Annotated in this window: 17 protein-coding genes; 9 read left to right on the top strand and 8 right to left on the bottom strand. The window is 59.5% G+C overall.

The features are described 5' to 3' along the window. The first annotated feature begins 59 nt into the window (after window positions 1-59). The 6 genes from ACWNRM_RS05960 to ACWNRM_RS05935 are packed head-to-tail and all read left to right on the top strand — an operon-like array spanning window position 60 to window position 3,856. Complete coding sequence (locus ACWNRM_RS05960) at window positions 60-1,253, top strand: amine dehydrogenase large subunit (protein WP_485169960.1); 1,194 nt, start codon at window positions 60-62, stop codon at window positions 1,251-1,253. Continuing rightward, a complete protein-coding gene (locus ACWNRM_RS05955) occupies window positions 1,250-1,771 on the top strand; it encodes a MauE/DoxX family redox-associated membrane protein (RefSeq protein WP_485169961.1) in 522 nt (173 codons plus the stop codon). The genes ACWNRM_RS05960 and ACWNRM_RS05955 overlap by 4 nt, the downstream gene beginning before the upstream one ends. Further along, window positions 1,768-2,367, top strand: coding sequence for a thioredoxin domain-containing protein (locus tag ACWNRM_RS05950; protein WP_485169962.1), 600 nt, complete (start codon window positions 1,768-1,770; stop codon window positions 2,365-2,367). The genes ACWNRM_RS05955 and ACWNRM_RS05950 overlap by 4 nt, the downstream gene beginning before the upstream one ends. Before the next feature lie 55 nt (window positions 2,368-2,422). Beyond that, entirely contained in the window at window positions 2,423-2,959 is a 537-nt protein-coding gene (mauA, locus tag ACWNRM_RS05945) for a methylamine dehydrogenase (amicyanin) small subunit (RefSeq protein WP_485170050.1), read from the top strand. Beyond that, the gene (locus ACWNRM_RS05940; RefSeq protein WP_485169963.1) at window positions 2,956-3,420 is read left to right on the top strand and encodes a c-type cytochrome; all 465 of its coding nucleotides are present in this window, start codon (window positions 2,956-2,958) and stop codon (window positions 3,418-3,420) included. The genes mauA and ACWNRM_RS05940 overlap by 4 nt, the downstream gene beginning before the upstream one ends. Next, entirely contained in the window at window positions 3,398-3,856 is a 459-nt protein-coding gene (locus tag ACWNRM_RS05935) for a c-type cytochrome (protein ID WP_485169964.1), read from the top strand. Before ACWNRM_RS05940 ends, ACWNRM_RS05935 begins: the two co-directional genes overlap by 23 nt. Window positions 3,857-4,288: 432 nt before the next feature. Here the strand turns inward: ACWNRM_RS05935 and ACWNRM_RS05930 are convergent, their stop codons facing one another. The 4 genes from ACWNRM_RS05930 to petA are packed head-to-tail and all read right to left on the bottom strand — an operon-like array spanning window position 4,289 to window position 7,448. Next, window positions 4,289-4,894 (bottom strand): thioredoxin domain-containing protein, encoded by a 606-nt coding sequence (locus tag ACWNRM_RS05930; RefSeq protein WP_485169965.1) that lies wholly within the window; start codon window positions 4,892-4,894, stop codon window positions 4,289-4,291. After that, complete coding sequence (locus ACWNRM_RS05925; RefSeq protein WP_485169966.1) at window positions 4,891-5,586, bottom strand: cytochrome c1; 696 nt, start codon at window positions 5,584-5,586, stop codon at window positions 4,891-4,893. The genes ACWNRM_RS05930 and ACWNRM_RS05925 overlap by 4 nt, the downstream gene beginning before the upstream one ends. Further along, entirely contained in the window at window positions 5,583-6,782 is a 1,200-nt protein-coding gene (locus ACWNRM_RS05920; protein ID WP_485169967.1) for a cytochrome b, read from the bottom strand. The genes ACWNRM_RS05925 and ACWNRM_RS05920 overlap by 4 nt, the downstream gene beginning before the upstream one ends. Window positions 6,783-6,791: 9 nt before the next feature. Continuing rightward, a complete protein-coding gene (petA, locus tag ACWNRM_RS05915) occupies window positions 6,792-7,448 on the bottom strand; it encodes a ubiquinol-cytochrome c reductase iron-sulfur subunit (RefSeq protein ID WP_485169968.1) in 657 nt (218 codons plus the stop codon). Between the two features lie 168 nt (window positions 7,449-7,616). Here petA and ACWNRM_RS05910 point away from each other — a divergent pair, with 168 nt between their 5' ends. Genes ACWNRM_RS05910 through ACWNRM_RS05900 form a run of 3 tightly spaced genes read left to right on the top strand, consistent with a single transcriptional unit; the run spans window position 7,617 to window position 11,495 of the window. Next, window positions 7,617-8,072, top strand: a complete 456-nt coding sequence (locus ACWNRM_RS05910) for a (2Fe-2S)-binding protein (RefSeq protein ID WP_485169969.1) — start codon at window positions 7,617-7,619, stop codon at window positions 8,070-8,072. Continuing rightward, on the top strand, window positions 8,065-10,260 hold the full coding sequence (locus ACWNRM_RS05905) for a xanthine dehydrogenase family protein molybdopterin-binding subunit (protein WP_485169970.1): 2,196 nt from the start codon (window positions 8,065-8,067) through the stop codon (window positions 10,258-10,260). The genes ACWNRM_RS05910 and ACWNRM_RS05905 overlap by 8 nt, the downstream gene beginning before the upstream one ends. Next, window positions 10,257-11,495, top strand: coding sequence for a c-type cytochrome (locus tag ACWNRM_RS05900; RefSeq protein ID WP_485169971.1), 1,239 nt, complete (start codon window positions 10,257-10,259; stop codon window positions 11,493-11,495). Before ACWNRM_RS05905 ends, ACWNRM_RS05900 begins: the two co-directional genes overlap by 4 nt. 163 nt (window positions 11,496-11,658) lie before the next feature. On the opposite strand, the gene ACWNRM_RS05895 is transcribed toward ACWNRM_RS05900, so the two are convergent. The 4 genes from ACWNRM_RS05895 to ACWNRM_RS05880 are packed head-to-tail and all read right to left on the bottom strand — an operon-like array spanning window position 11,659 to window position 16,016. Then, window positions 11,659-12,225 carry a cupin domain-containing protein gene (locus ACWNRM_RS05895; protein WP_485169972.1) on the bottom strand — a complete coding sequence of 189 codons (567 nt, stop codon included), beginning with the start codon at window positions 12,223-12,225 and terminating at the stop codon, window positions 11,659-11,661. Between the two features lie 53 nt (window positions 12,226-12,278). Continuing rightward, entirely contained in the window at window positions 12,279-12,845 is a 567-nt protein-coding gene (locus tag ACWNRM_RS05890) for a DUF3237 domain-containing protein (protein WP_485169973.1), read from the bottom strand. A 31-nt stretch (window positions 12,846-12,876) separates the two neighbouring features. Next, a complete protein-coding gene (locus tag ACWNRM_RS05885) occupies window positions 12,877-14,835 on the bottom strand; it encodes a CocE/NonD family hydrolase (protein ID WP_485169974.1) in 1,959 nt (652 codons plus the stop codon). Further along, complete coding sequence (locus ACWNRM_RS05880; protein WP_485169975.1) at window positions 14,778-16,016, bottom strand: alpha/beta hydrolase family protein; 1,239 nt, start codon at window positions 16,014-16,016, stop codon at window positions 14,778-14,780. The genes ACWNRM_RS05885 and ACWNRM_RS05880 overlap by 58 nt, the downstream gene beginning before the upstream one ends. Window positions 16,017-16,045 lie beyond the last annotated feature (29 nt).

The raw sequence follows: 16,045 nt of genomic DNA, 5'->3' as shown, positions 1-16,045 counted from the left end.
CAGATTTTCCACCATTCAGCGCCCTCTCGTTTCCGCCCCTCCGCAAGGACCGAACCCCAATGCGTTTCCTCTCCAGAAAACTGGCCAGTATGACAGCGCTGCTGCTCGCTGGCGCAGCCCTGACACCCTGCGGCAAGGCTCTTGCGGATGACCCCGTTCTACAGACGGAAGAAAGCGACATCATCAAGCTTTCTCCGGTCACTCCCCATCGTATTCTCGTTCAGGACCCTGTCGGCCATCATGCCAAGGACGGACGTGTCTATGTGGTCGATGCCGATCAGGGCAAGCTGCTTGGCATGGTGCAGGCGGCCTATAACGGCAATGTCGTTCAGGACCCCAAAGGGCGTGCCTTCTACGTCGGAGAAACCGTCTGGTCGCGCGGCAACCGTGGCGACCGCGCCGATCTGCTCGCAACCTATGATCCGCAGACTCTCGAAATCACCAACGATGAGGTGCTGCCCGGCCGGGCGCTCGTTACACCCAAGAAGAACGATCTGACCATCAGCCACGATGGCAGCCGCGTCTATGTCTATGACATGGTGCCGACAAATGCCGTTCACGTGGTCGATACGGCCACCCACAAGGTCGCCATGAATGTCGGGCTTCCCGGCTGCGCCCTGACCTATCCCTGGGGCAATGCCGGTTTCACCTCGATCTGTGCCGATGGCAGCCTCGCCAATGTGAGCATTGGTGCCGACAAGGCCGACATCACCCATACCAAGCCATTTTTCGACCCCGAGAAAGATGCTGTCTTTGAACACAGCCCCTCTCATAGCGAAGACGGCAAGACCTTCTTCATTTCCTATAGCGGTCTGGTCTACCCTGCGACGCTCTCGGCCCATACAGTGATCGACAAGCCCTGGTCGATCCAGGAAGCCGCAGGCATGAAAGCTGCGACCAATGCCGACAGCCCGTTTACCGTCACCTGGCGTCCGGGTGGCTGGCAGCTTGCGGCCCTGCATTATGCAAGCGGCCATCTCTATGTCGCCATGCATCAGGGCACATTCTGGACGCACAAGGTGGCCGGTACGGAGATCTGGGAACTCGACGTGGCCACGCACAAGCTGCTGCGCCGCATCAAGCTGCCCAAGCCCAGCTCGATGGTCGGCGTTACCCAAGATGCCAGTCCCCTGCTCTTCACGGATGACGAGGCCGGTGATTTCTTCATCTGGGATCTGAAATCGGGCAAGATTGTTCACACCATGAAGCATCTGGGTGACGATCTCTATTTCACGGTCGCTCTGGGGGAATGATGGGCGCACTTGCTCTGCAAATGGCCAGTGCTCTGGGCACCGATGCCGTCGGCGCTCTGTTTCTGGGTACGGGCATTGCCAAAATGCTCGACCAGCCCGGCTTTGCCTCGGTCATCGCGTCCTATCGTCTTGTCCCGCTCGGCGCGGCCTTTCCCGTTGCACGCTTGCTGACAGGCGCGCAGATACTGCTTGGATTCTGGCTCTGCTCCGGCGTTTTGACCCGCGAGGCCTGTCTCTGTGCCGTGATACTGCTGGTTGCGTTCGCGCTGGCCATGGGCATCAATGTCGCGCGCGGTCGTACCGGTCTCTCCTGCGGCTGCCTTCCCGGCCGTGACACGCCGCTTTCCATCCGTTCCGTCATGCAAACGCTTCTTCTGGCGCTGCTCATGCTCGGAGCCGGCAACATCGGTCATCCCCCCGGTGCCCTGCTGGCCGCAATTACTCTGCTGGGTGGTGTTTCTCTTCTTCTTCTAGCGCTCGCCGCCACCCAGCTCAGCACCGCAGGAGACGCGGCATGACGGCTTTTCTGCTCATCTCCACCCTGCTTCTGGCAGGGCTGTGCTGCGCCCTCTCCCTTGCCGTTCTGGTCCTGGCCCGACAGATCGGTGTGCTGCATGAACGCATCGCTCCTATCGGGCAGCAGCCAGTTCTCTCCGGCCTGCAGGCTGGTCAGGCGCTGCCCCGTATCACCGCGCGGCGCCTCAATGATTCTCCCTTCATTATGGGTGGCCAGCATGACACCGGCAGGTCGAGCCTGATCCTGTTCGTCTCGCCCGATTGCCCTGTCTGCAAGCGCGTTCTGCCCATCGTGCAGGCTCAGGCCAGCATCCATGATCTCGATCTCGTTCTTGCAGGCGAAGGCGATGTCGCGGCGCTGCGTGCCATGGCCGCAGGCCTCCGTCTTGGGGCAACACCTTTCGTAACCAGTCAGGAGCTGCTTCTGCTGCTCCAGATCGGCAGACTGCCCACGCTCATTACCCTCGATGCCCGTGGCGTGATCACTGCGCGCGACGTGGCCAATACCAGACAACAGGTCGAGGCGCTGATTGCGACCCTTCCTGCTCCCCCATCCCCCTCGCTTGAGACCAAGGAGTTCCTCCATGACGCAGTCTGAACCGATTTCGGGCCGCGCGATCCAGGACGGTGTCTCGTCCAGCCCGCTCGACCGGATGACGGAACGCCTGACCCGGCGCGTCGCCGGCTACAGCTCGCGACGCAGCGTGCTTGGTCGCCTTGGTGCCTGGGCAACATTCGGCGCCATCGTGCCGCTTCTGCCGGTCGAACGCGCCTCTGCTGCAACCCCGGCAAAAAAGGACGACAAGGCGGTCGCAAAAGCGCCCTCTCCTTTTGCTGCCAAGGCACAGACCACCGATCCAACCGCCTGTGACTACTGGCGCTACTGCGCCATTGACGGCTTTCTCTGCGCGTCATGCGGCGGTGGTGTGCATAGCTGCCCCCCGGGCACACGCCCTTCGCCTACTTCATGGATTGGCACCTGTTTCAACCCGCGTGACGGCCAGTCCTATCTCGTGGCCTATCGCGACTGCTGCGGGCAGGATGCCTGCAGCCAGCCCCCCTGCCTTGGCACAGATGGCGACCAGCCCAGCTATCGTCCCCAGGCGAATAACGACATCATCTGGTGCTTCGGCACGGGTGCGCTCGTTTATAACTGCTCCACATCCGTCATCGTCGGAAACGCTTCATGATCAGACGTATCCTTCCCTTCGCAAGCCTTCTGGCCCTGCCACTTCTTACGGGTACCCCCGCCCATGCCGAGGACGGTGCGGCCATCTACAACGCCAATTGCAGCGTCTGCCATCAGGCAGGCGGCGCGGGCTCTCCGGGGCAATTTCCACCACTGGCCGGGCGTATCGGCAAGATCGCCGCAACGCCTGAAGGCAAGACCTATGTCGCCGATGTGCTGCTCAATGGCGTTCACGGCACGATCGAGGCCGGCGGCGCCAGCTATATGGGCTTCATGCCGTCGTTCAAGGCTCTCACAGACGACCAGCTCGCCTTGGTGCTGACCTATATCAGTTCCCTCAATACGCCGGGCGCCCCGGCCTTTACCCCCGATGAGGTCAAGGCTGCGCGCGCCGCGCCGAAGAAAGCCAAGGAAATCCTCGCCGAAAGAAAGGCCCTGAATGACGCGCATCCGCTTCCCTGATTTTCTGCTCGTCGGCGCTCTTGTTCTGCTCGGCCTCGCGGGTGCGGGCTGGGCAAGAGCTGCGACACAGACCCATACGGTAACGAATTATCTGACCCATTGCGGCGGCTGCCACGGGATTGAGGGCATTTCAGGCAGGACATTCGTGCCCACATTGCGCGATCAGGTCGGATGGTTCGTCTGCTCACCGGAAGGCCGGGATTATCTCGTGCGTGTTCCGGGAATTTCGATGTCGCTGATACGCGACGATCAGGAACTGGCTGATGTCCTGAATTTCGTCGTCTTCCGTCTTGGTGGTTCCAGCACACCGACAGGCACCAGGCCCTTTACCGCTGCGGAAGTGCACAAACTGCGCGCCCAGCCCCTGCAGACCGACGACCTCATGGCCCTGCGTGCAGAAGTGCTCAGCCGCGCACGCGCCGCCTGCCCGCATTGACGGCGAATTCTGCTCAAGGGGCGTTGACCCCGCCGGGTCTATTCGCTTGCTCGACTGGCTCTCTGTCAGGAACAAGCTGTCGAGCAAGCAAAAACCAGCGCAAAGCGAGGGTCAGGATGGGAAAAGCAGGCCCTGCAAACCCTCATTGGCAACCCACGACATAAACATTTCTATGAACACAAAGCCAGTGCAGGAACGACCCTTCCGGTTGCCTGATCAAAATCAGAGACAAAGCGGGACGTCGGCCCTCGTTCCCTCCTGCCATGTGTCCTGCGAAAGACGGCCTGGGAGAAGCCATTACGGCTTCCGATACAGGCGCTATTCGGAAACGCCTTGCAGACAGAGCCTCCTGCGAGAAATATCTCGTTTACTCACGCGCCTGTCAGCATTTATGGCAGGCAGGGCCTTTCAAAACCTCACGAAGTGGTCATTTCAGCCCGCCAGGGCCTGTGGGTTTGCCGTCATGAAGCCCTGCAGGGAACGATATCCTGTCTCCTGCACACCCAGCAGGCTTTCCAGATGCTCCAGATTATTCACCAGACCGCGTGCCTGAACGGCACCTGCTGCGTCGAGCAACACGGCAAAAGGCACGCGATCCACGCCAAGCAGGCGACCGATTGTCGGATCGTTGACGAAACCGTTTTCGGAAAGGCCCAGTGCAGAAGTCGTGCGTTTCTGCGCTTCGTCGCTTTCATCACCACAATAAAGCAGCGACAGGTGCTCACGTCGGACAAAATCATTGATGATCGGCACCATCTTGCGCGATACGGGGCAGGAGCCGGAAACGAAAACCAGAAGCTGAGACCTCCCGTCATCGCGGCTCCCTCCTGCCGTCACCTCAAGCCCCGACAGGCTGAGCAGGCGTGTGGCTGGCAGATGATCGATGGCCGCTGCCGTGGGCGCCAGCGCCCCGAGAGGTGCGATACGACGATAGAAGCCCCTTACGCGCTGAAACAGCAATGCGATTACAGCACACAGGCCAAAGACAACCAGCCAGATGATGGATTGCGCGTAAACCAGTGTTGTCGTGTCGCTCATTGACGGGTTTCCTTCACGCGCTTCCAGACGCGACGCTTGAGCAGGGCCAGAAGTGTCCCAAGACCCGCCAGATAGGCCAGAACGACCAGCCCGGTATTCGAGCGCGCTGCACGGTGAGGATGGGCCACCCAGTCGAGAAAAGCACCAACATCCTGTGCCATCTGGGGTATTGTGGCCTTTGTCCCGTCAGCATAGGTCACTTGCCCGTCATGAAGCGGTGGCGGCATGCCGATATGGTTTTGGGCGAAAGCGGTATTGTAATAAGACCCTGGTACCAGAACGACATCCGCAGGTTTCGGGGCATAGGACCGAAGAATGGTCTCGATCCGCTTGGCGCCCCCTTCTTCCGTCATGGCGAGGCGTGAGAAATCGGGCGGCAAAGCACCATGATTGGCCAGGCGCGCCATGGCTTCATTGGGGTAGGGCGACCCGATCGGGTCGGATGGATGCGCCGCACGAGTCTTGGGATCACCATCGTCATCAAGCCCGTCTGGAACCTGACGCGAGGCCGCATAGGCCTTGATGTCGGGCACGGCGAGGCCGATGCCGGAAAGATCGGCAAATGTCACATGGTTGAGACTGTGGCATGTACTGCAAACCTGCCGATAAACCTGAAAACCTCGCTGTGCGGGCGTGGCAGCCTGTGCCGACAGAGGTAGAGTCAGAAGCACGCCAAGAAGATACCGCTTCATGCGCCCTCTCCCCTCAGGGTGGCAGGCTCGGGACGGGTGATCTCAACCTTGGGCAGAAATGGCAGCAGGATCAGGAAATAAGCGTAGTAATACGCTACGCTGATACGGCTGATCGCGAGCCAGAGCCCGGTCGGCTTGTGCATTCCCGCAACGCCCAGCGCGATGAAAGCAGCAAACAATGCCAGAAGCGCCCAGCGCAGAACCGGGCGATATCGCGCCGATCTGACTGGGGAGCGATCAAGCCATGGTACGGCAAACAACACGGCGAGACTGCCTGCTGACAGAATGAGACCACCCAGCTTGGACGGAACAGCGCGCAAAATGGCGTAGAAAGGGGCAAAATACCATTCCGGCGTAATATCGCCCGGCGTCACGAGCGGGTTGGCCATTGCATAATTATTGGCCAACGTCAGAAGATCGGGCGCAAAGAAGATCAGGACCGCATACACCATGAGAAAAAGGCAAAGACCAAGCCCATCCTTGGTAGTGTAATAGGGATGGAAAGGCACGACATCAGCCGATGTTTTCGGCTCTACCCCTGTAGGGTTGTTGGACCCCACCACATGAAGCGCCGCCACATGCAGCACGATCACGCCGATGATGGAAAATGCCGTCACGAAATGCAGGACATAGATCCGGTGCAGGGCAACCGATCCGAGCCCCTCGCCACCAAGCAGCCATGAGGCCAGCGCCGGGCCGACCAATGGCACGGCGTTCATGGCATTGATAACGACCGTGGCACCCCAATAGGACATCTGGCCCCAGGGCAGGATATACCCTGCAAAGGCAGCAATCATGACCAGAATGAACAGACCGAGCCCTGTCAGCCAGAGCAGTTCGCGCGGTGCCTTGTAGGAGCCGTAATAAAGACTGCGCGCCATATGCACATAAAGTGCTACAAAGAGCATCGAGACGCCACCCATATGAATAGCGCGCACAAGCCAGCCCGATGACACATGGCGGTCGATCGTCTCAATGCTGTTGAACGCCTCGGCGACGCTCGGCGTGTAATTAAGTGCAAGAAAAATACCGCTCACGATGAGGAGCGCCAGGGCGACGGTGGCAAACGCCCCAAAATTCCAGAGATAGGTCAGATTGCGCGGCATGGCGAAATCGACATATTCGCGTCGAAATGCCGAAATGATGGGCAGGCGTGCTTCCAGCCAACCTGCGGGCGTGTTGTCCGGTTTGCTCATGGTCGCCGCTCAGATCTGCTGGATGGAAGCGATGGAAAATGCCGGGTCGCCCTTGCTTTGGCCAATACGCACACGGGTGGCTGAGAGCACAGTAACCGGCGGCACGGGAAGATTATAGGGCGCTGGCGCGTCTTTATAGACGCGACCCGCCGCATCGAATTGCGAGCCGTGGCAGGGACAGGAATATTTTCCCGATTTGTCGTTGGGTGAAGGTGTGGCGTAGGACGGCACACAACCGAGATGGGTACAGATACCGATCAGCACGCCAATTTCCGGCACGACAGAGCGATGCCAGTTTGTCGCGTCTTTCGGCTGCTGCAGGATTTTGGATTCGGGGTCGCGCAGACGCTGCACGATATCGGCTGTTTTCAGCAATGCGAGCATTTCGGGTGTGCGCTTCTGTATAAATACAGGCCAACCGCGCCAGGTCACGACCAGCTGCTGGCTAGGGCGCAAGGCAGCAATATCGACATCAATCGAGTCATCCTCGCCAAGAGACGTATTTTTCGTACCGTTCAGACTGTCGAGAAAGGGGTAGGCCAGGGCGCAGGCGCCAACACATCCGGCCCCCACAATGACAGTCGACAGCACATCGCGTCGCCTCGCCCCTCCTCCAGGTATCGGACAGGAGGGAGAGGGGGTGGGGCGGTCTGCGTCCTGAGTCATGAAGTCCTGCTTGAATAGGATGATTTAATCATCCCGGGCTCGCAAAATCGTGTCAACATCAAAACAACTCCCTGCGTCGAAATAGAAGAGCAGACTTGCAATCCTGCGCGACACTGGTGATCCTTCCATAACAAGCGGTGCCACAAAAAAGCGAGAGATCACAACGATATGAGAACGATTCTTATCAACGGTGAATCGCATGACGTGGATGTTCCGGATGACATGCCGCTCTTGTGGGTGCTGCGTGACATTCTGGGGCTGACCGGCACGAAATATGGCTGCGGGATTGCACAATGCGGTGCCTGCACCGTGCACGTGGCAGGCCAGCCTGCGCGCGCCTGTCAGCTGCCTGTTTCGCTTCTGGGCGACCGACCTGTAACCACCATCGAAGCCATTGGTCAGACCGCGCTTGGTCAGCGCGTGCAGGAGGCCTGGCTGGAAGAACAGGTCATTCAGTGCGGTTATTGCCAGTCCGGGCAGATCATGGTGGCAACCGCCCTGCTTCACACCACACCTGCACCGAGCGACGACGATATTGATGACGCCATGTCGGGCAATATCTGCCGCTGTGGCACCTATGTGCGCATACGCGCCGCCATTCATAAGGCGGCCAGCAATGCGTAAGCCCCATCAGATCGGCCCTGTGCTCAATCGCCGTGCCATTTTGCGTGCCGCCCTCGCTACAGGCGGCGGATTGATGCTTTCCGGCATTATTCCCGGCCTGCCGGGTGCCCGCGCCGAAGCAGCAGGCGCTTTCACACCCAACGCCTTCATACGCATTGATCGCGAGGGTGCCATCACCTTCATCATGCGCCATGCCGAAATGGGTCAGGGTATCTATACCGGGATCGCCATGCTGATCGCCGAAGAGCTTGAGGTGCCGCTCGACAAGGTTACCCTCGAAGCCGCTCCTGCCGATAGGCGCTATGTCGACAAGGCAGCCGGTGAGGAAGTGACGGGAGGTTCGGCTTCGACACGCGATAGCTGGATCCCGTTGCGTCAGGCGGGGGCAGCGGCACGGATCATGCTCCTGCGCGCGGCTGCCGCAAGATGGTCGGTTCCGGTCGAAAGCTGTGTGGCACGAGAAGGGACCATTCTGCATCCGGATTCAGGCCGCAGCCTTCCTTATGGTGCCTTGGCAGATGATGCCGCCCGTCAGCCTGTTCCCGACCCCATTCCCCTGAAAGACCCTGCGCAGTTCCGCCTGATCGGGACCAGCCCGCAGCGCATGGACACGCATGCCAAGAGCAATGGCAGCGCGCTGTTCGGTATGGATGTGCGTGTCGATGGCATGAAAATCGGCCGTATCATGGCCTGTCCGGTCAAGGGGGGAACGCTGGCCGGCTTCGACCGCGACGCGGCGATGAAAATTCCCGGTGTGATCGAGATTGTCACCCTTCCCGATGCGCTTGCCGTTATCGGCGCGCATAGCTGGGCCGCCATTTCAGGGCTCAAGGTCGCGAATCCGCGTTGGAATTTTGGTCCGAATGCCGGAGTGTCGAGCGCCACACTGCTCGAGGCGCTGAAGAACGCATCGGCACAAACCGGGCTGGTCGCGAAAAAGACCGGCGATGTCGATTCTGCGCTTGCCAGTGCCTCCACCCGCGTCGACGCTGTCTACGAACTGCCCTTTCTGGCCCATGCTGCGCTTGAACCCATCAATACCACGCTGCATATCCGCCCCGATTCCGCCGATGTCTGGGTAGGAACGCAGGTGCCCATACGCGCCCGGCAGGAGGTTGCCGACGCTACTGGCCTGCCACCAGAGCGTATTACTGTGCATAACCACCTGATCGGTGGCGGTTTCGGTCGCAGGCTTGATTCAAATTCGATCGGCCAGGCAGCGCGTCTTGCAAAGCAGGTAACCTATCCGGTCAAGCTGTTCTGGACGCGTGAGGAAGATATCCGTCAGGATCAGTTCCGCCCGTTCTATTATGATCGCATCTCGGCCGGGCTCGACGACAAGGGTATGATCAAGGCGTGGCATCACCGCACCACCGGTTCATTCGTCCTGGCGCGCTGGGCGCCGGAGGGGCTGCAGAACGGACTGGATTCCGATGCCGTCGAAGGCGCTACCGAAACACCCTATGCCATTCCCGCCCAGCGTAACGAGGCCGTGCAATGCGAGCCCGACGGGCTGACCACCCTGTGGTGGCGCGGCGTCGGCCCGACCCATAACGTGTTTGTTGTCGAAGGCATGATCGACGAACTGGCCCATGCCGCCGGCACTGACCCGCTCACCTTCCGCCGCAGACATCTCGGCTCCTCACCTAGAGGGATGAAAGTTCTCGATGAAGCCGCAAAACAATCCGGCTGGGGACGCACCTTGCCCAAAGGCCATGGGCTTGGCATCGCGCTTCATTATTCCTTCCAGAGCTGGGCTGCGACCATTCTCGAAGTACGGGTTGAGGAAAACGGGCAGATCCATCTGGTGAGGGCCGATACGGCGGTCGATTGCGGGCCTGTCGTGTTTCCCGATGCCGTACGCGCGCAAATCCAGGGTGGCCTGATTTTCGGCCTGACCATGGCGCTATACAACGAAATCACCTTTCGTGACGGCCAGGCGGAGCAAAGCAATTTCCATGATTATCGCATGATGCGCCTCAATGAGGCGCCTGATATCCGTGTGCATCTCGTCTCCGATCCGACGGCAGAGATCGGCGGTATTGGTGAGGTCGGCACTGTGGCGGCAGCCCCCGCGCTGGCCAATGCCATTTTTGCAGCAACCGGAAAACGCCTGAGGCGCATACCCTTCGTGCCGCAGATGAGTGCCCCGAAAAACCCTGAAAACACTGGGGAGAAAGGCGCATGAAACGCCGCATCGTTTTCTCCGCCACCGCGCTGTTGTCCCTGACCATCGGGCTTTGTGGCACCGCACAGGCACAACAGGCCCAGCCGGAAACGCAGCCGCCTGCTTCGGGGAAAAGCGCCCAGGTTACACGCGGCCGCGCCCTGTTCGTCGCAGCAGATTGCGCAGCGTGCCACCTCTCGCGGGATAACCGATCCCTGACGGGCGGGCGCGTCTTCACCCTGCCCTTCGGATCGATTCATGCGGTCAACATCACCCCGGATCGTGAGACGGGCATTGGGGCCTATACCGACAGGGCCTGGCTGAAAATGCTGCGCGAAGGTGTGGGGTTGGGTGGCAAGCATCTCTATCCCGTCATGCCCTACACCTCCTACACTTTACTGAGCGATGACGATGCGCTGGCCATAAAGGCCTATTTGTTCACCCTGCCCGCCATTCATGCCCCAGCCCCGAAAAACAGCCTGTCCTTTCCGTTCAACCAGCGCTGGACCATGATTTTCTGGAACTGGTTCAATAATCCGAACCGGCGCATGGCGACGGATACCACGCGCTCTGCGCAATGGAATCGCGGAGCCTATCTTACCGAGGCGCTGGGCCATTGCGGCCAGTGCCATACGCCGCGCAATTTCATGTTCGGCCTGAGCCGCCGCGCCTATGCCGGAGCGGTGCAGGTGGGATGGACCGCCTATAATCTTACCTCCGACCGCGAGCATGGGCTTGGGGCCTGGAGCGATGAGGACCTCTTCAGCTATCTCTCAACCGGCCACGCCAAAGGCCACGGCCCTGCCTCTGGCCCTATGGCAGAAGCCGTAGAGCACAGTCTCAGCCAGCTACCCGCCGATGATGTTCGTGCGATGGTCGTCTATCTGCGCGGTATCGCGGCGCAGCCCGATGGTCCCAGTCGAAACCATGGGCAGATTGCCGAAAATGATGGCTCGTCAGCAGGCAGACATGTGTTCCAGCAGGCTTGTGCCGGGTGTCATATGGAAGATGGATCGGGCCGCCAGTCGGACTGGGCCGCTCTTGGCGGCAGCCACTCCCTGAGCGACCCGTCAGCCACTAACCTGGTTTCCGTGCTCAGAGAAGGCACTTCCCTGCAGACCGCTCATGGCGCCATGACGATGCAGAAATTCACCTCCGCCTACACGCCGGAAGAACTCTCAGCGCTTTCTTCCTGGATGCTGCATCATTTCGGCGGGGTAAAGGCCTCGGTCGATCCCGCGAAATTCATACCCTGAATTCCCCCCTCGAAGCCGGTCACGCGTAGGGGCCTGAAAACCCGTTTTCAGGCCCCGTCTGACACGAGACTGATATTTTCCCGCGGAGATCAGAAAACGCTCATGGAGAAAAATACTTTCTCCATGAACACCGCAACAGCCTCAGGGCACGCTGTAAAGCCGTTCAGGGCGTATCGACATTCGCCCAAACGACGCGTGTGACCTGCTGTGAGCCATTGCTGTAGCGATGTGGCGTTTCACTGGGAAAGGAGAAGGAATCTCCCTCACGCAGAATACAGTCCTGACCGCCCACCTGGAGATGCAGGCAGCCTTGCAGGACCAGACCGGATTCAAAGCCGCTATGGGTCAGGATCTTGGCACCCGAATGCCCGTTGGGTTCGATGATCATGAGATAGGTACGCAGCAATTCCGGGTTCTGGGAATTGAGCATCACCTTGGTGATCCCCTCGCCAAAGCTGAGGAGACCATGATCCTCGATACGAGTATAGAAAGCCGGGGTATCGTCGGCATGACCCTTGATGGCACCGAAGAACGTCGACATGTCGAGCTCGAGCACATCCGAAATCTTCATCAGGTCGCGTATGCTCGGCGATGACGCGCCACGTTCTATCTGGCTCAGATGGCTGAGCGAAATACCGACACGCGACGCAACATCCTTGAGCAGATATCCGTTCTGCTTTCTTCTCTCACGGATGGTGTTGCCCAGAGTACGATCGATGTTCGACGTCATAACGACAGGTTCGTTCAAAGACATTTCGCGTAAACCAGATCCCGGAGAAAATATCAGTTAAGTCGGAGCACCTGAATCAACCGGTCGTTCTGATGAGGGCCTTTGGCGAGCTCCATCCCTTTTGGGACCGGATAAACTAGAGTGGCAACAAAAATGCTTTTATTCAACCAGTCATATTTGCCCTTCGGCGCGATGAATTCAGGGCTCAGGCGATATTTGTAGTCCTTGCCACCGTCAATCGGGTAAGCGAGCCCCTTATTGTGGATGACGATAATCTGCCCGTCATCGGTCTTGAGCCGATAAAACGCATCGACCACCTCCACCCCATCAGGACGCAGAACCGGCAGATCGGCCCCGCCAGCCTCGACAGTGCCATGAATACCAGGGCCATCGAAACGGCCACCAATAATCGGCCAGATTTCCGTACGCTCGCCATCCTTGCTGGCGCCTTCAGGTCCCGGGCGCACAGGGTCGGTGCAGGTCACGACCAGATTCAGCACAAGCTCTGTTTTGACCGGATCATAGACCTTGCCGTTGAACGGGGGTTCTGTCGCCGCATGGGCCGCCCCTGATGCAACGAGGCAGGTAAGCGCGCAAAGTGCTGATTTCAGGCTCTTCATGTCAAATCACCTAGAAAGAGAGAAAAGAGGGTTACTGCAGCGGATCGCGCCGACAGGGCTGCATGAGCACGTTGTTGCACGGCGCAAGCGTTGCAGGAATGGCTGAAACAGCGAGACCCGGCGCACCCTGCTCGGGCACGGTGCCCAGCACGAGGCGCGACAGATGCTGCGGATCATGCCACAGACGGTTGGTGGCAGGCAGCAGCCAGGGCGAGAACCCGTAACCACCAAAATTGCCTGGCGCATCGATCCAGAGGCGCAAACGCGACCCGGCACGAAACACATGGCCCATCTTGCTCAGCTCGACGCGCGCCAGAACCGGCTCGTCAGGCGCAAGACTCTTTGTCGTATCGACACGATCCAGTGGAAACGGGCGCAACAGGGTGGATCTGGCCGGGTCCTGCGCCCGATCGGAGAGACGCAGCCACCCGCGCTCGACAAACATTTCCTGATGATCGGGGCGCAACTCCGTCAGCGTTACCTCAACATCGGTATCGGGCATGTCAGATGACAGCCAGAGATCTGCACTGGCCGGACCATAGGCAATGAGTGTCTTGCCCAACGGTGCCGAGGTATAGGCCAGGCTGCCTTCGCGCCAGTGTTCCGGCAGAGCCCCCCAGCCATAATGATCGGCATCGACATCCACATCCGGCCCGCGCACCGGATAGGCATAGCTGTCAGACCCGGTTGAGGGCTTGGCATTGTCTTCCAGCAGACCTTTGGCGGCGAGCGTAAACACATGAGGTGTCACCGCAATCGGATAATGCGCCCCGCTCAGGGTGAGGCGGGGTGTCATCTGCTCGACCTTCTCATGCCCTTCGCCATGAGAGCCGCTTTCAAGCCAGACGCGCACATGAGGCGTATCGCTGAAGGCTGCTTCATGTCCCTTGAGGAAGCGATCAAAAAAACCGAGAAGCAGGCTGCGATATCTAAGCGACTCATAGGCATCGTGCTGACCGTTGGTCTGCACCAGCCATGTCTTTTCCGGGGCAAGCGTGTCCTGATAATAGCCCTCACGTGAGGTCACAGCCTCATCCTGAAAAGCCTCCATGGACAGAACGGGCACCCCGATCTGGCTGGTTCTGGCCGCCAGATTGCGTTTCTCGATTTCGGCGTCGCGCAGCGGATGACGCAAAATCAGGTCACGGAGGTTATCCTTGCGATTGGCCTCGGTATTGACGGCAAGACGATCCAGGCAGCGCTGGTCATGCTCGGTCTGGGCGCCTTCCTTCAACGCATCCCAGCGCGACTGAAGATACAGCAGCCAGCCGGAAGGAAACTGCATGTTGGGCACGCCACCCGGCGCCCAGCTATCCAGACGCGCATCCCCCAGAACCATGCCCGGCGCAATGGCCTGCAGATGCGGGGGGCGTGTCGAGGCTGTGGCGATCTGCGACATGCCCGCCCAGGACCAGTTCGCCATGCCGACATGCCCGTCAGACCAGGGCTGTGAGGCCGCGAATTCGACAATGTCGTAGCCATCCTGGCCATAGCTCGGGGTCAGAAAGGTAAAATGCCCTTCCGAACACCCCGTCCCCCGGGCATTGACCCCGAACACCGCGTAGCCCTGCGCGACCAGATCGCGATCAAGGCTGACCGACATGGCCGTATCACCCTTGAGATAGGCCGAACTGCCGATACCGCCGGGGTCGTAACCGCTATAATTGATCACGACGGGAAACGGCCCCTCGCCCTTCGGCAAAAGCACGCTGTAGCGCAGGGGCGTATGATCACGCGTCGTCAGATAACCGACGACACGTCGCCCCCAGAAAGGCACGGTTCTTACCAGTTCGGGATTATATCCCGAAACGGCGGCAATCACACTGCCGCCTGAACTTGCCTCCTGGGCCTTTCCCACGCAGGGAAAGGCCAGCAGTGAAACACCAAGGCAGAGACCTGCCAGAGAAGACCGTCCTGCCATCACGAGCGCGGTCAGTGACGCTGGCAGGTATTGGAGGGGGCGTTCCCTGCCAGAACCGATTTCAGCCACGCAATCTGCGTGTCCATCGATTCAACCATGGCGGCACCATGCTCGGCATTGGGCACAACCATGTATTTCACGTCCGATCCGGCATGGCAGGCATCCTTTGCGTAGGATTCCAGTGTGTGGATGGGAATGGTCGTGTCGCCACCGCCAGCAATCAGAAGGATCGGCCCCTTGGCCTTCTCATATCCCACCGTCTGCTCGGCAAAGAACTTCTTGACGTATTTGTTCTTGTCCCAGTCGGGCCGCACCAGTTCCTTGGCCGAGTAGGGGTAATAAAGGGCGTTACCCGTCAGCCAGCAGGCCTTGCCAGTCGCTTCGGGATATTGAGAAAGCCCGGCTTTGGAGAGCAGTTCCTCGGGCTTGAATTCAGGATATTGCGCGTGAATGGCATAAGCGAGCCACGACATGTAAGGACCACCCGCCTTTTTCACGGCCGAAATATTGGCATTGATCATGCCGACACGCGCAGCTGGTGCTATCGAGATGGCGCCAAGATAGCCCGGATCATTTGCCTTGGCCTCGGCTTCAGCCGTGGCGAGAGCGGCATAAGCGCCCTGGGAGTGACCGACCACGAACCATTTCTGTGACAGATCGGGAAGCAGTGCATGGGCAGCGGGCACGGCATTGCGGATATCGGCCACCTGGGCAGACTTGTTCATGTACTGGTGCGGGCTATCCGTTCCCAGACCATGATAATCGGTCATGACAAGCACAAATCCGGCAGCAGCCAGATCAAACACGCGCAACCCGCCGTAATAGACATCCTTCATGAGCGACGGCGCACAGGACTGGGCGGTACCGCTGGTACCGTGGGCCCATACGATGACAGGCCAGCCCCCTTCTGGCGCCTTGCCGGGAGGCACGACAACAACACCCGATGTCGCGACCGGATTACCGTGCGAGTCCGTCGAACGATAGAGAATGCGCGTTGCGGTAAAGCCCTTGGGTAAGCTGTATTCGGGCGCTTTTTCCTGACGCAGCAATGCGCCAGGTGCAGAAGCAGCAATATCGGCAGGCGTGCTGTAAAATGCTGTGCGCGGCAGGGCATCCTGGGCTTCGAGCGAACGGGTGACGGCCGGATCGGTCGGCAAGGGTGGCTCTCCGGCATGAGCAAGCCCGCTCAGCCCGGTCGAGAGCACAAGCATGGCAAGCAGATTGGCTTTGAGAGACAGTTTCTTTGTCATGTTCCACCTGAAAAGAGAGAAAAACCTGT

The sequence above is a fragment of the Asaia sp. A2 genome, assembly GCF_057319415.1.
Note: the sequence above shows the minus strand (reverse complement) of the source record. Positions and strands in the feature narration are given on the sequence as shown.